This is a genomic window from Nocardia sp. GP40, assembly GCF_050434125.1.
Classification (GTDB): Bacteria; Actinomycetota; Actinomycetes; order Mycobacteriales; family Mycobacteriaceae; genus Nocardia; species Nocardia albiluteola.
In genome coordinates this window covers 215,777-234,435 of sequence record NZ_JBNPVW010000015.1, presented here as the reverse complement: position 1 = coordinate 234,435, position 18,659 = coordinate 215,777, and the positions used below count along the sequence as shown (strand labels likewise).

10 protein-coding genes are annotated in these 18,659 nt (G+C 69.0%); 5 read left to right on the top strand and 5 right to left on the bottom strand.

What is annotated here, in order from left to right; all coding sequences use genetic code 11:
* Window positions 1–120 precede the first annotated feature (120 nt).
* A complete protein-coding gene (locus ABH933_RS36075) occupies window positions 121–1,452 on the top strand; it encodes an FAD-dependent oxidoreductase (protein WP_429424130.1) in 1,332 nt (443 codons plus the stop codon).
* A gap of 152 nt (window positions 1,453–1,604) precedes the next feature.
* On the opposite strand, the gene glgB is transcribed toward ABH933_RS36075, so the two are convergent.
* Window positions 1,605–3,803 carry a 1,4-alpha-glucan branching protein GlgB gene (gene glgB, locus ABH933_RS36070; protein WP_429424132.1) on the bottom strand — a complete coding sequence of 733 codons (2,199 nt, stop codon included), beginning with the start codon at window positions 3,801–3,803 and terminating at the stop codon, window positions 1,605–1,607.
* A 142-nt stretch (window positions 3,804–3,945) separates the two neighbouring features.
* Window positions 3,946–5,955 (bottom strand): alpha-1,4-glucan--maltose-1-phosphate maltosyltransferase, encoded by a 2,010-nt coding sequence (locus ABH933_RS36065; RefSeq protein WP_429424134.1) that lies wholly within the window; start codon window positions 5,953–5,955, stop codon window positions 3,946–3,948.
* A 164-nt stretch (window positions 5,956–6,119) separates the two neighbouring features.
* Between ABH933_RS36065 and ABH933_RS36060 the strand changes: the two genes are divergently transcribed.
* On the top strand, window positions 6,120–6,890 hold the full coding sequence (locus ABH933_RS36060) for a dienelactone hydrolase family protein (protein WP_429424136.1): 771 nt from the start codon (window positions 6,120–6,122) through the stop codon (window positions 6,888–6,890).
* Between the two features lie 156 nt (window positions 6,891–7,046).
* Window positions 7,047–9,620: an alpha-glucan family phosphorylase gene (gene glgP, locus ABH933_RS36055; RefSeq protein ID WP_429424138.1), complete on the top strand. Its 2,574-nt coding sequence runs from the start codon at window positions 7,047–7,049 to the stop codon at window positions 9,618–9,620.
* Window positions 9,621–9,704: 84 nt separating this feature from the next.
* Here the strand turns inward: glgP and ABH933_RS36050 are convergent, their stop codons facing one another.
* A complete protein-coding gene (locus tag ABH933_RS36050) occupies window positions 9,705–11,756 on the bottom strand; it encodes an AMP-binding protein (protein WP_429424140.1) in 2,052 nt (683 codons plus the stop codon).
* A gap of 731 nt (window positions 11,757–12,487) precedes the next feature.
* Here ABH933_RS36050 and ABH933_RS36045 point away from each other — a divergent pair.
* Complete coding sequence (locus ABH933_RS36045; protein WP_429424142.1) at window positions 12,488–13,852, top strand: NCS2 family permease; 1,365 nt, start codon at window positions 12,488–12,490, stop codon at window positions 13,850–13,852.
* A 116-nt stretch (window positions 13,853–13,968) separates the two neighbouring features.
* Window positions 13,969–14,502, top strand: coding sequence for a DoxX family protein (locus tag ABH933_RS36040; protein ID WP_215922804.1), 534 nt, complete (start codon window positions 13,969–13,971; stop codon window positions 14,500–14,502).
* Here the strand turns inward: ABH933_RS36040 and ABH933_RS36035 are convergent.
* Complete coding sequence (locus tag ABH933_RS36035; RefSeq protein ID WP_429424144.1) at window positions 14,483–16,543, bottom strand: ATP-dependent DNA helicase; 2,061 nt, start codon at window positions 16,541–16,543, stop codon at window positions 14,483–14,485. The genes ABH933_RS36040 and ABH933_RS36035 overlap by 20 nt on opposite strands.
* An 80-nt stretch (window positions 16,544–16,623) precedes the next feature.
* On the bottom strand, window positions 16,624–18,567 hold the full coding sequence (locus tag ABH933_RS36030) for a neutral/alkaline non-lysosomal ceramidase N-terminal domain-containing protein (protein ID WP_429424146.1): 1,944 nt from the start codon (window positions 18,565–18,567) through the stop codon (window positions 16,624–16,626).
* Window positions 18,568–18,659: the final 92 nt, after the last annotated feature.

Here is an 18,659-nt window from a genome sequence, read left to right as displayed (position 1 = left end):
ACCAGGTTCCGCGGCGGTGGGGCACATCCCTGAAAATAGACTTGACAATCAAGTATCTTGAATGGCAAGCTACATTTGCTCGATAAGCAAGAAGAACGAAATTCAAGGGAAGTGGTTCACATGCGGGTCATGATCATCGGCGGCGGTACCGGAGGTATGTGCCTGGCGCACGGGCTGAAGCGAGCGGGTGTCGAGGTCGTCGTCTACGAGCGCTACGGCTCCCGCCGCGACGGCCTCTACGGCTACCGGGTTGGCATCGACCCCACCGGCAACCGGGCATTGCAGGAGTGCCTGCCCGCCGACCTGTTCGACGCCTTCGTCGCCACCTGTGCCCGGGGACCGCGGTATTTCAACGTGCTTACCCAGTCCAAGCACGCCACCGCGAGCATTCCGCTGCGCGACGACAGCGACGAGATCAACAGCGAGCGCTCGGTCTCGCGGTCCACCCTGCGGCAGGTGTTGTTCACCGGCATGGACGACGTGGTGCGCTTCGGCAAGGAGTTCACCCACTACGAGCAGCACGAGAACGGCACCGTCACCGCGCATTTCAGCGACGGCACCAGCGACACCGGCGATGTCCTGATCGCCGCCGACGGCACCCGCTCGGCCGTGCGCCGGCAGTTCCTGCCGCACGCGGAGATCAAGGACGCCGGCATCACCTCCATCGCGACCAAGACCGCGCTCACCCCGGAGGTCCGCGCGCTGCTCACCGAGGAGATGCGCAACGGCATCAACCTCGTCTTCGCCACCAAGGGCCTGATCGGCATGCTGCACGTCATGGAGTTCAAGTGGGACGCCGAGGGCAACCCCAAGAATCCGGCCGACGCCGCCCTGCTGGAGAGCTGGAACGGCCTGCAGTTCGACAACGCCCGCGACTATGTCAACCTCTCGGTGTGGAGCTCGCACGACCACTTCCCGGCGGGCACCGTCGACCAGCGCGGCACGGAACTCATCGCCACCGCCCTGGAGGTGACCCGCAACTGGCACCCCGACCTGCGTCGCATCTTCGAGCTCTCCGACCCGGAAGCCGCCTTCCCCCTGCAGATCTCGACCTCGGTGCCGGTGGAGCCCTGGAAGACCACCAACATCACCCTGCTCGGCGACGCCATCCACACCATGACCCCCGGCCAGGGCGTGGGCGCCAACACCGCGCTGCGTGACGCCGCCCTGCTGTGCCGCGAACTGGTCGCCGCCGCCAACGGCGAAAAGTCGCCGCTGACCGCCATCGCCGACTATGAGGCCGACATGCTTCCCTACGGTTTCGCCCGCGTCGCCGACTCCCTGGACAACAACGGCACCAACGGCGACGACCCCCTCTACCAGCCCTACACCGGCCGCCTAGCGCTGTTCGCCGCCCGCACCTTCTTCAGCCTCACCGCCAAGATCCCGGCGCTGCGCCGCAAGTTCCTCGAGGACCTCTACACCTACCGCGGCGCGGAGGATGCCGCCTGACCCCCACTCCCCACAACGACACCAATCGCAAGCTGCTCGATGCGAGTACATGGAGTTACCCATGTTCGTGCGAAATCAGATGTCGCGTTGGCAGGGCTTCGAGCGCACTGCTCGGCTGTGTTCTAGCGGGACGTGGATATTGGGCTGGGCGGTTAGTCGGGCGTGAGCCAGACGGCGGTGTTGGGGGGCAGGGTGATCGGGGCCGAGTGCGGGCGGCCGTGCCAGGGGGTTTGCGTGGTGTCCACGCCTCCGAGGTTGCCGATTCCGCCGCCGCCGTAGGGGGTTGCGTCGGAGTTGAGGATTTCTCGCCAGTGGCCGGGGGTGGGCAGGCCGAGGCGGTAGTCGCGGTGTTCGGAACCGGAGAAGTTGTAGACGCAGGCGACGGGGGAGCTGTCATTCCGGGGATGGTGAGCTTGTGGAGCCGGCGGGGTGGGTGAACTCGAGCCGTAGCGCAGGAAGGCCAGGACGTTGTTGTCCCGGTCGTTCGCCTCGATCCAGGCGTAGCCGCCGGGGGAGGTGTCCTGGCTCCACAGCGCCGGGTGCGCGCGGTAGGCGGCATTGAGGTCCGCGACCAGGCGCGCGATGCCGGCGTGCAGCGGATTGTCCAGTTCGTGCCAGTCCAGCCCGCGGTCGTGTGACCATTCGCGGAACTGGCCGAAGTCCTGGCCCATGAACAGCAACTGTTTGCCGGGGTGCGACCACATGTACGCCAGCAGCGCCCGCACCCCGCCGGCCCGGGCGAAGTCGTCGCCCGGCATGCGGGTCCACAGCGTGCCCTTGCCGTGCACGACCTCGTCATGGCTGATCGGCAGCACGTAGTTCTCGCTCCAGGCGTAGACGGTGGAGAAGGTCATCTCGTTGTGATGCCAGCTGCGGTGCACCTGATCGTGGCCGAGATAGCCGAGGGTGTCGTGCATCCAGCCCATGTTCCACTTCATGGTGAAGCCGAGGCCGCCGACGTCGGTGGGCCGGGTGACGCCCGGCCAGGCGGTGGACTCCTCGGCGATCGTGACCACGCCCGGATGCAGCTTGTGCACGGTCGCGTTCATCTCCTGCAGGAACTGCTCGGCCTCCAGATTCTCCCGTCCGCCATGAATATTGGGCTCCCACCCGCCGTGCGGTCGCGAATAGTCCAGGTACAGCATCGAGGCGACCGCGTCCACCCGCAGGCCGTCGATGTGGAATTCCTCGATCCAGAACAGCGCGTTGGCGACCAGGAAGTTGCGGACCTCGTTGCGGCCGAAGTCGAAAACGTAGGTGCCCCAGTCCAATTGCTCGCCGCGGCGGGGGTCGGGATGTTCGTAGAGAGCGGTGCCGTCGAACCGGGCCAGGGCCCATTCGTCGCGCGGGAAATGGGCGGGCACCCAGTCCAGTAGGACCCCGATGCCCGCGGCGTGCAGGGTGTCGACGAAGGCGCGGAAATCGTCCGGCGTGCCGAAGCGCGAGGTCGGCGCGTAGTACGAGGTCACCTGATAACCCCACGACCCGCCGAAGGGATGTTCGGCGATGGGCAGCAGCTCGACATGCGTATAGCCCTGGGCCCGAACGTATTGCGCGAGTTGTTCGCCCGCCTCGCGGTAGCCGAGGCCGGGGCGCCAGGAACCCAGGTGCACCTCGTAGATGCTCACGGGGGCGCGGGTCGGATCGGCCCGCTCGCGCGCGGAGATCCACCTCTCGTCCTGCCACCGATGGGTGCTCTCGGAGATCACCGACGCGGTGGCGGGCGGCTTTTCGGTCGCGAAGGCGAGCGGATCTGCGTGGTCGGCGATGCGGCCGTCCCTGCCGTGCACCCGGAACTTGTACGTCGTGCCCGGTCCCACGCCCGGGACGAACAGCTCCCACACACCCGAACCGCCCAGTCGCCGCATGGGCGCGGAACGTCCACTCCAGCCGTCGAACTCACCGATCACGCTGATGCCGCGGGCATTGGGCGCCCACACCGCGAACGAGGTGCCCTCGACCTCGCCGTCGAGCGTGGTGTAGGTGCGGGGATGCGCGCCCAGCACCTCCCAGAGCCGCTCGTGCCTGCCCTCGCCGATCAGATGCAGATCGAGCTCGCCGATGGTCGGCAGGAAGCGATAGCCGTCGGCGTCGAGCACCGAGCGCCCGCCCGGATACGAGACCAGCAGCCGGTAGTCCCACAGTTCCGTGAACGGCACCACGCCCTCGAAGATGCCGTGATCGACGTGCTTCAGCAGGTGATCCTCCCCGCCGATCCGCGCGGACACCGAATCCGCGTGCGGGCGAAGGGCTCTGATGACGGTGCCGTCGGGATGCGGGTGCGCGCCGAGCACCGAGTGGGGGTCGGGGTGGGTGCCGGCCGCCAAGAGCATGAGATCCCGCCGGTTCATGAGTCGAGGCCTACGTCGTCGATGGCGCGACTGGACGACGGAGGGTTCATCACTCGCCAGGATTTCACCGCACGACTCGGCCCGAAAGCCTGTCGGAATGCCAGAGGTACGCACCGGAACGGGGGAGTGTCCTGCGGGCGGCTCACCGGAATGTCCTGCGGTAGGCGAGTTCTGTGCGCGCGGCGGCGGACACTGGAGGGAGGCTCAGGATATGGGCGACCGCGTGCACGGGATCCAGGCGCACGTAATTGGTTTGGCCCCAGTGGTATTCCTCGCCGCTGACCTCGTCGTACACCACCGGATGATCGTGCCATTCGCGCCCGATCGCCGGCATGTCGAGCGAGATCATCCCGTCCTCGGGCCCGAACGGGTTGAGGTTCACCACGATCAGCACCGCATCGCCGGTCGCGGGGTCCACCTTCGAATAGGCCAGCAGGGCATCGTTGTCGACGTGATGCACTGCCAGGCAGCGCAGTTGCTGCAGCGCCGGATGGGCGCGGCGGATCTCGTTGAGCCGGGTCAGCCAGGGCTCGAGCGATTCTCCGCGCGCGGCGGCCTCGCTGAAGCGTCGCGGGCGCAGCTCGTACTTCTCCGAGTCCAGGTACTCCTCGCTGCCCGCCCTGGCCGCCCGGTGCTCGAACAACTCGAAGCCCGAGTACACGCCCCAGCTCGGCCCCATCGTCGCGGCCAGCGTGGCGCGGATCGCGAACATGCCCGGGCCGCCGTGCTGCAGGCTCTCGTGCAGGATGTCGGGGGTGTTCACGAACAGATTCGGGCGCGCCTCGTCCGCCTTTGCGGCCAGCTCCAGCGCGAACTGCTCGAGCTCGTATCTGCCCGTGCGCCAGGTGAAATACGTGTAGGACTGGGTGAAGCCGCGCCGGGCCAGCCCGTACATCCGGGCCGGGCGGGTGAAGGCCTCGGACAGGAAGATCACCTCGGGATCGGTGCGGCGCACCTGCGCGATCAGCCACTCCCAGAAATCGGCGGGCTTGGTGTGCGGATTGTCGACGCGGAAGATGGTGACTCCCAGCGCGATCCAGTGCCGGACCACCCGCAGCACCTCGGCATAGAGCCCGTCGGGATCGTTGTCGAAGTTGACCGGGTAGATGTCCTGGTACTTCTTCGGCGGATTCTCGGCGAAGGCGATGGTGCCGTCGGGCAGCGTGGTGAACCATTCGGGATGTTCGCTCACCCACGGGTGGTCCGGTGCGCATTGCAGCGCCAGATCCAGGGCCACCTCGAGGCCGAGTCGCCGTGCGGTGCTGACGAATTCGGCGAAGTCGTCGAGGGTGCCGAGCTGCTGGTGGACCGCGTCGTGGCCGCCGTCGGCCGAGCCGATGGCCCACGGGGAACCCACGTCGTCGGCCTCGGCGGTCAGGGAGTTGTTGCGGCCCTTGCGATTTATCCGCCCGATCGGATGGATAGGCGGCAGGTACACCACGTCGAACCCCATCGCGGCGATGCGCTGCAGCTCCTTGGCGGCGGTGGCGAAGGTGCCGTGCACCGGCACGCCCTCGGCATCCCAGCCGCCGGTCGAGCGAGGAAAGAACTCGTACCAGGAGCCGCACAGGGCCCGGTGACGCTCGACGAGCACGCTGAATTGCGGTCCGCGGGTGAGCAGTTCGCGCAGCGGGGTCTCGCGCAGGATCTCGCCGACCTCGGCGCCGAACGCGGGCGCTACCCGGGCGGGCAGCTGCGCCTCGGTGTCGCGCAGCGCGGCCGCCGCCGCGCGCAGCCGCTCCCACTGGGCCTTCGGCACCGCCTGTGCCGCACGGTCGAACAGCTGCGCGCCGAGCTCGAGATCGTTGGCCAGGTCGGCGGCGCTCTGGCCCACCGCCAGCTTCGCCTCGACCGCCGCGCGCCAGCTCGCGATCGGATCGCTCCAGCCCTCGACGCGGTAGGTCCACAGGCCGGGAGAAGAGGGGGTGAAGACGGCGTTGAACACGTCCGGCTCGTACTCCGGCGACATCCGGATCGGCTGCGTGCGCGAGCTGCCCGGGGCGCGCACCGCGAGGGTCGCGGCGACGGCGTCGTGCCCTTCGCGCCACACCACGGTCCGGACCGGGAAGACCTCACCGACCACGGCTTTGGCGGGGTAGCGCCCGAGTCCGATGGCAGGGGCGGTGTCGTCGATGGCGATGCGACCCGTCACGGCACCAACCGTACCGGTATTTCGGCGATGATCATGACGACGGCGTTGATTGATCGCTGCCGGGTGGCAGGAATCGGCGCGGGGCGGTAAGACCGAAGCGGAACGGTCGCCTCTACTTCGCTGGGGGGACGACCGACTGTGACGACGACCGGAGAGGATCCACTATGACAGCAGTGCACGGCACGACGGTTGATATTCCGACACCCGATGGGGTCGCCGACGCCTACCTGGCCTACCCCGACGACGGCGCCGCGCATCCGGGCGTGCTGGTGTTCCAGGACGCCTTCGGCCTGCGGCCCGCCCTGCGCGACCTCGGCGACCGCATCGCCGCGCACGGTTACAGCGTGCTGATTCCGAACCTGTTCTACCGGGCGGGCCGCGCCCCGGTCCTGGACCTGCCGGAATTTATCGACTTGGAGGCCCGGCCGGAGGTCTTCGGGCAGCTGATGCCCCTGATCATGTCGCTCACCCCGGACGTGGTGAAGTCCGACTCGGGTGCGTATCTGGACTGGATGGCGGCCTCGGACAAGATCACCGCGGGGCCGGTCGGCGCGACGGGGTACTGCATGGGCGGGCGCCTGGTGGTGCAGACCGCCGCCGCGCATCCCGATCGGATCGGGGCCGGGGCCGGCTTCCACACCGGACACCTGGTCCTCGACGGGCCGGACAGCCCGCATCGGGCGCTCGAATCCGTCACCGCGGAGCTGTATTTCGCGTTCGCCGACAACGACCAAGGAATGACCCCCGAGCACATCGAGGAGTTCGACAAGGCCCTGGCCGCCGCCGGTATTCGTCACAAGACCGAGGTCTACGAGGGCGCCGCCCACGGCTACACACAGATCGACACCTCGGTCTACCACGAGGAGGCCGCGGAGCGGCACTACCGCGAGCTGTTCGCTCTGCTCGACCGCACCATCGGGCAGCCGAAGGGCTGACCGCCGCGAATCGGTCGCCGCGGCGTGCGCGACGACCGATTCGCCTCCCGACCGCTGTTTCGGTCGGCTCCCGGCGGGATTCCGCTGGTCAGGTGCCCTATCAGGGTGACGGGCATGCACCCGTGCCCGACACCTGTTCCGTGTAAGGTTCTGCCGATGAAGGCATTGCGTCGTTTCACCGTCCGTGCCCATCTGCCCGGGCCGCTGGCCGCCCTCGGCGAGCTCGCCACGAACCTGCGCTGGTCCTGGCATGCGCCGACACAGGATCTGTTCGCCGAACTGGACCGGCGGCTGTGGGTGGAGCTGGGGCGCGACCCGGTGCGGATGCTGGGGGAGGTGCCCGCGGCGCGGCTGGACGAGCTCGCGGCCGACGAGGCGTACCTGCGGGCGGTCGAGGCGGCCGCCGCCGATCTGCGCGACTATCTCACCCGGCCGCGGTGGTTCGGCAGGCAGGAGGGCGGCCCGCGCTGCATCGCCTACTTCTCGATGGAGTTCGGTGTCACCGAGGTGCTGCCGAATTATTCGGGCGGACTGGGGATTCTGGCCGGTGACCACCTGAAGTCGGCCTCCGACATGGGGCTTCCGCTCATCGGCGTGGGATTACTGTACCGCTCAGGCTATTTCCGGCAGTCCCTGACCGCCGACGGCTGGCAGCGCGAGCACTACCCGGACCTCGATCCGCAGGGGCTGCCGCTGCGACTGCTCACCAGTGCGGGCGACACGGACCCCGTGCTGGTGCACGTGCCGATGCCCGAGGGCCGGGTGCTGCGGGCGCGGGTGTGGATCGCCCAGGTGGGCCGGATTCCGCTGCTGCTGCTGGATTCCGATATCGCCGACAACGATCCGGAGCTGCGGTTGGTCACCGACCGGCTGTACGGCGGCGATCAGGACCATCGGATCAAGCAGGAGATCCTGGCCGGGATCGGCGGGGTGCGTGCGGTGCGCGCCTTCACCCGGGCACACGGTCTGCCCGATCCGGAAGTGTTCCACATGAACGAGGGGCACGCCGGATTCCTCGGTATCGAGCGGATCCGCGAATTCATGGCCGCCGGAATGGATTTCGATGCCGCGCTGGCCGCGGTGCGGGCCGGGACGGTGTTCACCACGCACACGCCCGTGCCCGCCGGGATCGACCGGTTCGCCGGGGCGCTGGTGCGCCGGTACTTCGGTGGCGCCCACGGCGAGCGCGAATCCCCGCTGCTGCCGGGCGTTTCGGTGGACCGGATCGTGGCGCTGGGCCGCGAGGCCGATCCGTCGGTGTTCAACATGGCCCACCTCGGCATGCGCCTGGCCCAGCGCGCCAACGGCGTATCGCAGCTGCACGGCGAGGTCAGCCGGGCCATGTTCGCCCCGCTGTGGCCCGGATTCGACGCCGCCGAGGTGCCGATCGGCTCGGTCACCAACGGCGTGCACGCGCCGAGCTGGGCCGCGCGCGAATGGATCGACAAGGCCCGCGAATTCGTCGGGCCCGAGCTGGTGGAGGAGGCACGCGGCTGGGAGCGGCTGCGCGATGTCGACCTGCGCGAGTTGTGGTCCACCCGGAATGCGTTGCGCGGCATTCTCGTCGAGGAGGTGCGGCGGCGGCTGCGCGCGTCGTGGCTCGAGCGCGGTGCGGCGCCTGCCGAGTTGGGCTGGGTGGACGAGGCCTTCGATCCGCACGTGCTGACCATCGGTTTCGCGCGCCGGGTGCCGACCTACAAGCGGCTCACCCTCATCCTGCGCGATCCGGATCGGCTGCGGGCCCTGCTGACCGATCCCGAGCGACCGCTACAGCTGGTTGTGGCGGGCAAGAGCCATCCGGCCGACGACGGCGGCAAAGGCCTGATCCAGCAGGTGGTGCGCTTCGCCGACGAGGCCGGCGTGCGGCATCGCATCGTCTTCCTGCCGGACTACGACATGTCGATGGCGCGCTACCTGTATTGGGGATGCGATGTGTGGCTGAACAATCCGCTGCGCCCGCTGGAGGCGTGCGGCACCTCCGGGATGAAGGCCGCGCTGAACGGCGGGCTCAACCTGTCCATCCGCGACGGCTGGTGGGACGAGATGTACGACGGCGAGAATGGCTGGGCGATACCCACCGCCGACGGCGTGCGCGACGAACACCGCCGCGACGATCTGGAGGCCGCGGCCCTGTACGAGACGCTCGAACGCGCCGTGCTGCCGCGCTTCTACGAGCGCGATCACGACGACATGCCGGTGCGCTGGATGGAAATGGTCCGCCACACGCTGCAGACCCTCGGTCCGAAGGTCCTGGCCTCCCGGATGGTCCGCGACTACACGGTCGACTACTACATGCCGGCCTCCGCGGCGTATTCCGCTGTGGCACAGGACGATTTCGCGGGTGCACGGGAGCTGGCGGAGTACCGCCGCCGCATCGAATCGTCATGGCCGCAGGTGAAGGTCATTCAGGTGGACAGCGCCGGGCTGGCCGGTACCCCCGTCATCGGGAACGAGCTGACCCTGCGCGCCCGCATCGACCTGGGCGGCCTGGCCACGGGCGACGTGGTGGTGCAGGCCGTGCTGGGCCGCGTCTCCCCGGACGACGACCTGAGCGAGGTCACCACCATCGAGATGTCCCACGCCGGAAACGATTCGGGCAGTGAGCTGTACACCGTGCACACCCCGGTTCCGCTGTCGGGCGCGGTCGGCTACACGGTCCGTGTCCTCCCGCATCACCCCCTGTTGTCGTGTGATGCCGAACTCGGCCTGGTTGCCACGCCCAGCCCCTGACCGGCCCCCTGCGGCACGCCGTCGGCCAGAACTCCAGGGACGCAGGAGATCCCGGCTGAAGGCGTGCCGGAACGACGGGATCCCCTACGCCCGCACCAGGGCTCGCTTGAGCACGTTGCCCGCCGCATTGCGGGGCAGGGCGTCGAGGAAGATGATGTCGCGGGGGACGGCCAGACGGCCCAGCCGCTGGCGGATGTAGACGCGGATCATGTCGGGGTCCATGCCGAATCCCTCGTGTGTCACCAGGAATGCGGCCAGCCGCTGGCCGAGGTCGCGGTCCGGGACGCCGACCACCGCGACCTCGCCGACCTGTGGCAGCGCGGCCAGCGCCTCCTCGACGGGGCGCGGGAAGACGGTCTCGCCGTCGGAGACGACCCGTTCCTGGCTGCGGCCCGCGATGAACAGCCGCCCGGCGGCGTCGAGGTACCCCAGATCGCCGGTGTCCATCATGCCGTCCACTTCGTCGGGCGGCGGGTCATCGGTATAGCCGTCGAACAACATGTTGTGACCGACAAAGATCCGGCCGGTCGCCCCGACGGGCACGGGACGTGCATCATCGCCCAGCACGGCTATTTTCGCGCCCAGCGGCGGCCGCCCGACGGTGGCCGGCGAAATGCGCAGATCGGACGGTTCGGCGATGGTGATCCACGAGGCCTCGGTGGATCCGTAGAGGTTGTAGAGGATTTCGCCGAAGATCTCGGTGAAATGCAGCACCGTCGCGGACGGCAGGGTGGCGCCGCCGCAGATCACCGCCTCCATGCTCGAGGTGTCATAACGCTCGCGCACCGAGTCGGGCAGGTCGAGGATGCGCTGCAGCATGATCGGCAGGGCGATCAGCGTGCGGACCCGGTGCTCGGCGATCAGCCGCAGGCACTCCTGTGCGTCGAAGCGTTCGAGCAGCACCACCGTCGATCGGGTCGACAGGCTCAGGTGCAGTGCCCCCAGGCCCCAGGAATGCGACAGCGGCGCCGGGATCAGCATGGTCTCCTGCATCTCGAACGGCAGGCGCGAGAGCAGCGCCGCGATCGCCGAGAATCCAGTGGGATGCGGGCGCACGGTGACCTTCGACGGGCCGGTGGTGCCCGAGGTGAGGACGATGAGTCGTCCGGGGTGCTCCGGCTTGTCGAATCTGCCGCTCGCCGAGGCGATCAGGTCCTCCACACTGGTTTCGTCCCGGCGGTCGCGATTCTCGACGGTGGTGAAGCGGTGCACCTCGGGCGGGAGGTGCGCGATCCGGCCCTGCAGCTCCGGATCGGCGAATACCGCTGCCATGCGGTGCATCTCGGCGATGCGCGTGATCCGCTCGGCGGACAGGCCGGTGGTGAGCAGGATGCAGTCGGCACCGAGCTTTCCTGCGGCGGTAGTTATCTCGATCATCTCGGTGTGGTTGCGAGCCAGTACGCCGACCGTGTCGCCTTCGCCGATACCGAGCTCGGCCAGGGCGCTGGCCAGCGCCTGGGTGCGGGAATGGACCTCGCCGTACGTGCTCGAGCCCCGGCTGTCGATGATGGCCGGGCGACGCGGGGAGTGTCCGTTCCCGGCGGCGTATCCGCCCGCGAGGGTGAATCCGAAGGTGATCAGGCCGCCGACCTGCTTGACCATACGATCCGGCCGCAGGCTGCGCAGCACGCCGGTGGACATGATGCGCCGTGCGACGTCGGCCTGCGTGCGTACCGACGACTCCTCGCCATTGGTCACCACCGACGTTTCCGCACCGTGCGCGAGGTCGACCAGGCGGTGCAGCCCGGCGTGGATCCAGTCGGTCACCATGGAGTTCGAGAGATCGGGCACGAGCGGATGCACCCGGTCCGGGGCCACGCAGGTGATGGCGACGCGCGTGTGGTCGGTCCCGCCGTGCACCCGGATCCCTGCGAAACTGCGCGTCTGCGCGCACCGCAGTTCGATCGTGTCGGCCTCGGGGCGCACGATCACCTGGATGTCCAGGACGCGGATCTCGGTGTCCTCGCCGCCGATGCGCATGCGCCACATCGGCGTTCCGTCGAGGGTGTCGAGTAGATCGCAGGCGCCGATGCCGGGCAGGATCCGGGCATAGGTCTGGGGATCGGACAGACGATCCCACAAATCTCGGGGAGCGATCGCGAGATCGGCACTCGCATCGACGATTTCGGTAACCACACTTGCACTTCTCGCTCGGCCGGTTCGAGAGCTCGGTTCGGCGGATAACGTATTTGTAACGGGCCTAACAAGATCGGTCAAGAACTCGCAAATATGAGGCAAGTTCTTCTTTAAATTGCTCGAGGGTTGCGCATCGAATCCGCTGTGCTCGTTCGTACTTCGCCGCCGCGGTTCGTATGTTAGCGGCCGTTGGCGTGGGTCGTTCGTGTGGTTCCCGGCGCTCGGCCGCGCGTCCGGGCCGTGCCGTATCGGCGCGAATGCCGGGGGTGCACCGTAAAGCGATGCGCTGCAAAGCCTTCGGGATGATGTGGATGGGCTGTCGAAAGTTATTCGGCTACCCCATCGGTAGGCGGGCGCGCGGTCCTCCATTGGGTCGGGTAGCTGGCCGCTCGGGAATGATGCGGCGAGGAATCCCGCGCGATTGTCGAGTGGTGTTGACAACTGGGAGCGCGATCCCCTCGCAGTCCGGAGCGAATATGTTTCACTTCGGCTGTGGGGAGGCCCGGTGTTCGCGAGCCGGGAGAATTCGGCTCGGTATTCCTCCGGGTGGTCAGCGAGGTGACGGATGGGCCCGCCCCGGATTGCCCGAGGGTTGCAAGCCCCGGTGGTCGCGGGGGTCGGCCGTGCTGATCTTGATTGCCTGCCATTCGCGGGACCGGGTGCGGCTGCCCCCAACCGGGACATATACGGTGCTCAGGGCACGTCCTTCCGGCCGAGGTGGAGAACAGCAGATGAGTATCGACGTCCAGTCGGGATGGAAGGGGCGTATCGACGCCTACTTCGGAATCAGCAGGCTCGGGTCGACCAAGAAGCGCGAGATCATGGCCGGGACCGTGACCTTCCTCGCGATGTCGTATGTACTGGCCGTGAATCCGTCGGTGCTCGGCGATCACGGCGCCCTCGGCGCCAAGGGCATTCCGATGCAGGCGGTGTTCACCGCGACCGCGGTGGCCGCGGTCGTCGGCACGCTGGTGATGGGCCTGTGGGCGCGGTACCCGATCGCGCTGGCGCCGGGGATGGGGCTCAATGCCTTCTTCGCCTACTCCGTGGTGCTGGGCATGGGCATCCACTGGCAGGTCGCGTTGTCGGGCACGCTGCTGTCGGGCGTGATCTTCTTCGTGCTCGCGGTCACCAAGATCCGCGAGAAGATCGTCGACGCCATTCCCATGCAGATGAAGCTGGCCGTCGGGTCCGGAATCGGCATGTTCGTGGCGTTCCTCGGACTGAAGAACGCCGGCATCGTCGTGGCGAACAAGGACACCTTCGTGCACCTGGGCGACTTCACCAGGGGCACCACGCTGCTGGCCCTGTTCGGGCTGCTGGCGACGGTGATCTTCCTGGTGATCGGCTGGCACGGCGCGGTGCTGTACGGCATCGTCGTCACCGCGGTCGTGGGCATCGTCAGCGGGCTGGTGCCGCTGCCGAACTCCCTGGTGGCCCTGCCGCACGGGCTCGAGCAGACCTTCGGGCAGGCGATCGTCAACCTGCCGCACGCGTTCACCGGGCAGATGGCGATCGTCGTGCTCACCATGCTGTTCGTCGACTTCTTCGACGCCTCGGGCACCCTGATCGGCATCGCCAACCAGGCCGGGCTGCTCACTCCCGAGGGCAGGCTGCCGCGCGCGGCCCAGGCGTTCGCGTCCGATTCCATCGGCACCGCCGCCGGGGCGATCATCGGCACCTCCACCACGACCGCCTACGTGGAATCGACCGCGGGCGTCAGCGCCGGAGGCCGCACCGGCCTGACGGCGGTGTCGACGGCGGGCTGGTTCCTGATCGCGATGTTCTTCTTCCCGGTCTTCGCCGTCGTCGCGGACGCGCCGTCGGTGACCGCGCCGGCGCTGATCGTGGTCGGCGTGCTGATGGCCCGCTCGCTGGGCCAGATCGACTGGGGCAAGCTGGAATACGCCATACCGGCGTTCATCACCGTGATCATGATGCCGCTGACCTACTCCATCGCGAACGGCATCGCGCTGGGGCTGCTGTTCTATCCGGTGGCAATGGTGGCCCGCCGGCGCGGCCGGGAGGTGCATCCGGTGGTGTGGGTGCTGGCGGTGATCTTCCTGGGCTACTTCTTCTTCCTGGCCAACAGGTAATTTCTCGCCCGGTCGAACCGCCGGGCGGGCTGTATCGTATTCACCCTCAGATCGCGATCCACATCGTCGCTCCCGCCCGGGAGCATCCGTTCGTACGATCGTGAGGACCCACCGCCATGAGGCCACAGACAGTCACCCCCGGCACCGCACACACAGCGCCCGAGGGACTCGGCGCCGAGTCCGCGGGCATCGATATCGGTCTGCTCGTCTTGCGCCTGGGCGCCGGAGGTCTGCTGTTCGTCTCCGGCAGCGGGAAGCTGTTCGGCTGGTTCCACGGCGCCGGGTGGGCGGGCACGGCCGGGGGCTTCGAAAAGATGGGATATCACCCGGGCAAGCTGTTCGGCACCCTGGCCGGACTGTGCGAATTCACCGGTGGAACCCTGCTCATCCTCGGCTTGCTGACCCCGCTGGCGGCGGCGATCGTCATCGGAAGCATGATCAACGCGGTGCACGTGACCTGGCCGCACGGCCTGATCGCCTCGTACGCGGGGATCCTGCTGATCGTCGCGGCGGCCACGCTGGGATTCTCCGGCCCGGGCCGGATCTCGCTGGACCACGGGCGGCTGTGGCAGCGTCAGGGCATCGGGTGGGGACTGGGGGCGATCGTGCTCGGCACCGTGGCGGCGCTCATCACCCTCGCCGTGAAGTAGCGGCCCCGGCGGTGAGGCGCTCGAGCGCCTTGAGCACCACCTCCGGATCGGCGGTCTCCCAGTAGGGCGGCAGCGAGGCCCGCAGATACGACCCGTAGCGGGCCGTGGCCAGGCGCGAATCCAGGATCGCCACCACGCCGCGGTCGTCGACGCTGCGCAGCAGCCGCCCGGTGCCCTGGGCGAGCAGCAGCGCCGCATGATTGGCCGCGATCGCCATGAAGCCGTTGCCGCCGCGCGATTCCACCGCCTTCTGCCGGGCGACCAGGAGCGGATCGTCCGGGCGGGGAAACGGGATGCGGTCCAGGATCACCAGGCTCAGCGACGGCCCGGGCACATCCACGCCCTGCCACAGCGACAGCGTGCCGAACAGCGAGGTCTCCGGATCGTCGGCGAACTTGCGCACCAGCGCGCCCGTGGCGTCGTCGCCCTGGCACAGCACCGGGGTGTCCAGGCGCTCGCGCAGCGCCTCGGTGGCGGCCTTGGCCGCGCGCATCGAGGAGAACAGGCCCAGGGTGCGGCCGCCCGCGGCGGTGATCAGCCGCTGGATCTCGTCCAGGTAGGCCGGGGACAGGCCGTCGCGGCCCGGCGCGGGCAGATGTTTGGCGACATACAGGATGCCGGACTTGGCGTGGTCGAACGGGGAACCGACATCCAGTGAATTCCAGCGCACCACATCGGAATCCGACGGCGCCTCGCCGCCGTTGGCCAGGGCGGGGTCGACCTTGTTGGGCGATTGGGCGGGCAGGCCCCAGGTGATCGCCAGCCCGTCGAACGAGCCGCCGACCTGCAGCGTCGCCGAGGTGAGCACGACCGTCGAGGTGCCGAACAGGCGGCTGCGCAGCAGCCCGCCGACCGAGAGCGGGGCCATGTGCAGGGTGCGGCGGGCGATGCCGCGCACCTCGTCGGCGGCCAGCCAGATCACATCGCGGCGCGCGGCGGGGTCCTGCTCGTCGAAGGTGGTCAGCGCGCGGACCGCGGCGTCGTGCACGTCCTCCACGGCCGAGAGTGCGATATTGCGGGACGCGGCGGCCTCCGGATCGCCCTGCGGCGCGGCCGCACCGCCAGGGGACAGCGCCGTGCGCGCGTTCCAGGCCGCGTCGCGGATCAGCGCCAGCACCGGGCCGGCGCCGCCGGGCAGCTGATCCCAGCGCCCGGGCGGCAGCTCCTCGAGCAGTTCGTGCCAGGCCTCGGCCGCACCCTCGAGCCGATCCACCTCCTGCTCGTCGATGAGCTTGGCGCAGCGCTTGGCGGCCGCGCTGATCGCGGCGGTGGACAGCTCCGCGGTGGCCACCCCGGTGACCCTGTCCACCAGCTCGTGCGCCTCGTCGATGACGACCACGTCGTGCTCGGGCAGCACCTGGATGCCGCTGATGGCGTCTATGGCCAGCAGGGCGTGATTGGTCACCACGACATCGGCCTGGCCGGATTCGGCGCGGGCCCGCTCGGCGAAGCAGTCGGTGCCGAACGGGCAGCGCGACTTGCCCAGGCATTCGCGGGCGGACACGCTCACCTGCCGCCACGCGCGGTCGGTGACGCCGGGGGAGAGCTCGTCCCGGTCGCCGGTCTCGGTGTCCGAGGCCCATTCGTTCAGGCGCTGTACCTCGCGGCCCAGCCGGGAGATCGCGAACGCGTCGAACAGTTCGGCCTCGGGCTCCTCGTCCGGGATCACGCTGTTGATCTTGTTCAGGCACAGATAATTTCCGCGGCCCTTGAGGATCGCGAACTTCGCGCGGCGGCCCAGGGGGCCCGCCAGCGCCTCGGCCAGGCGCGGCAGATCCCGGTCGACCAGCTGGCGCTGCAGCGCGATCGTCGCGGTCGACACCACGACCGTGCGCCCGGACTCCACCGCGTGCCGCAGGCTCGGCACCAGGTAGGCCAGCGACTTGCCGGTGCCCGTGCCGGCCTGCACGGCCAGGTGCTCCTTGGTATCGATCGAGTGCGCGACCGCGGCCGCCATGGTCTGCTGGCCCTTGCGCGCCTTACCGCCGAGCGCCTCCACGGCGGTGGTCAACAGGGTTGGGACGGGCGGAAGTTCGGGCACCCACGAAGACTACTTCCACCGTCCGACAGGCACGCGGATCGGTCGGGAGAGCCGTGGCCGCCGAGGATGCGGAGGTACGCCTATTTGCCCTGGATCCGGAATTCGGCCGAGGTGCCGGCGAACGACGTGGGCTTGCCGAGGTGGCTCCTGGACGTGCCGAAATACCGGATGCGATACGTGCCGGGCTCGGCGTCGGACGAGGGGTCCCAGCGGATGGTGACCGTGGAACTCGAGGCCGCACCGCGCGACCAGGCGAAGGTGGTCGCCCAGTCGCCGTCGTCGGCCACGATCCGCCAGCGGCCCGCGTCCTGGCGTTGCACCATCAGGTACGTGCCGCCGCGATGCGAATCGTTGTTCGGATGCGCGCCCGCGAATTCGACCAGCACCGGCTCACCCGGGCGGTACGCGGCGGCGGGCTGGGTGATCACATCGCCGAATTGGTGGCCCGCGGGCGGAAAGTCCGGCGGCGGCGTGGTTTTCGCGGTCGTCGGTTGCTCCGGCGGGTCGGCCGGGGCGGCCGGCGCGGCGGCGCCGGGCGGCACGGACTCGCCCTTGTGCATCGCCGTGGCCAGCTGCGCCGCGGCCTGCGCCACGACGGGCAGTTGCCAGCGCCCGAACACCGTGCTCGCCCCCTCCAGCCGTTGGGCGTCGTATTCCTCGGGGGTGGTGAAGTATTGCGCGTGCCCGTTGGCGTAACCGACGACCAGCACGTTGCCCACCTCGGCGCCGACGACGGCCGCTACCGTGCGCCGCAACCGCAGTCCGGCGGTGATGGTCACCTCGCCCGGGATGCCGAGCAGATACAGCTCGCCGATCCGGATCAGCTGCACCGGAACGACATTGGGCACGAACGGCGCGTACCGGGCGAACATTTTACCCGCCGCCGCGATCGTCTTCGGCGCATGCGCATCCCCGAGCTTCTGCGAGAAGCGGTACCGCACGTTCCGGGAGATCCACTCCCAGAAGGGATTCCGGTCCTCCTGAAAAGAAGCCCAGCCCATCGCGCCGCGGAACGACCCGCCCGTGAACGCGGCCGCGCCCAATGCCGGTGGACCCGTGGGATGTTCGTGACCGTCCCCGGTGAACTCCGCGGCCGCGGTCGCCGCGGACAGGTCGATATACACGTGGCGGAAGTCGATGTCACCGGCCATGCGCGGCATGTACGCATCGGCCAGCGCGGCGGCGGCCTCGTACTTCCGGGCCCCTTGGACGCGTGCGGCGTCGAACTCGTCGGCGGGAGTGTCCGAAACGGGGTACATGTCAGCGGCATTGGTCTGGGCGAAGGCCGCGACGAAATCGGGATCGGGATCAGCGAGGTAGTCCACGCCCTCCACGACCCGCTCCCAGTGATAGGCCGCATATCCGTTGGCCCCGGAGCCGATCAGCGTGCTCGGGCCGGCCGCCTGCGCGGGATGCGCGGCGAACCAGTTGATCGCACCGACCGGCTGCTCCCCGCGATCGATGCGCAGCAGCGTCGTCTGCGGGTCGATCGCCTCGGGGAAGAAGTCCCTGTCCTCCTGCGGATTCCGGTCGAAGGCGGCCCGCGAGCGGTTGACGGTGGCCGTGCGCAGTTCGCCGCGCGACAGGCGCAGGGTGGCCGGCGCCACGTCCTCGTGCGCCTGCTCGACCGCCTCGACGATGCCGTCGACGATCGCGGCGAACGTGCTCGGTGTGATCCCGTCGGTCGAGCGGTGTCGCGCCGCACCGCCCGGCCCGCAATGGGTATGGGTCGCGGTGATCAGTACGTTCGCCTCGGTGTAGGCGCCGTCGAAGCGGGTGGCCAGGCGGCGCAGCACCTCCCGGGACAGGCCCGACCCGGTCAGGGACAGGTCGTTGACGATCAGCAGCACGCGCCGGTCGGTGATCGGATCCGCGAAGACGAAGGCGCGCGAGCGCAGCCGGATACGAACCCCGGCAGATATCGAATCGAGTGCTCCGGTACCGGGTAGCCCGGCTCCGGCGGGTTCCCCGGTGATATCGGCGATGGCGCGTCCGACCCGATGGCGGTCGGTCGAGTAATTCACACGGACAAACTAGCCGGGTGCGTCTGCGCCCGCAGGATGAATCCCCCCTTTGGTGCGCCTTCGGGGCGTGGCCTAGCCTGTGGGTCGCTCCG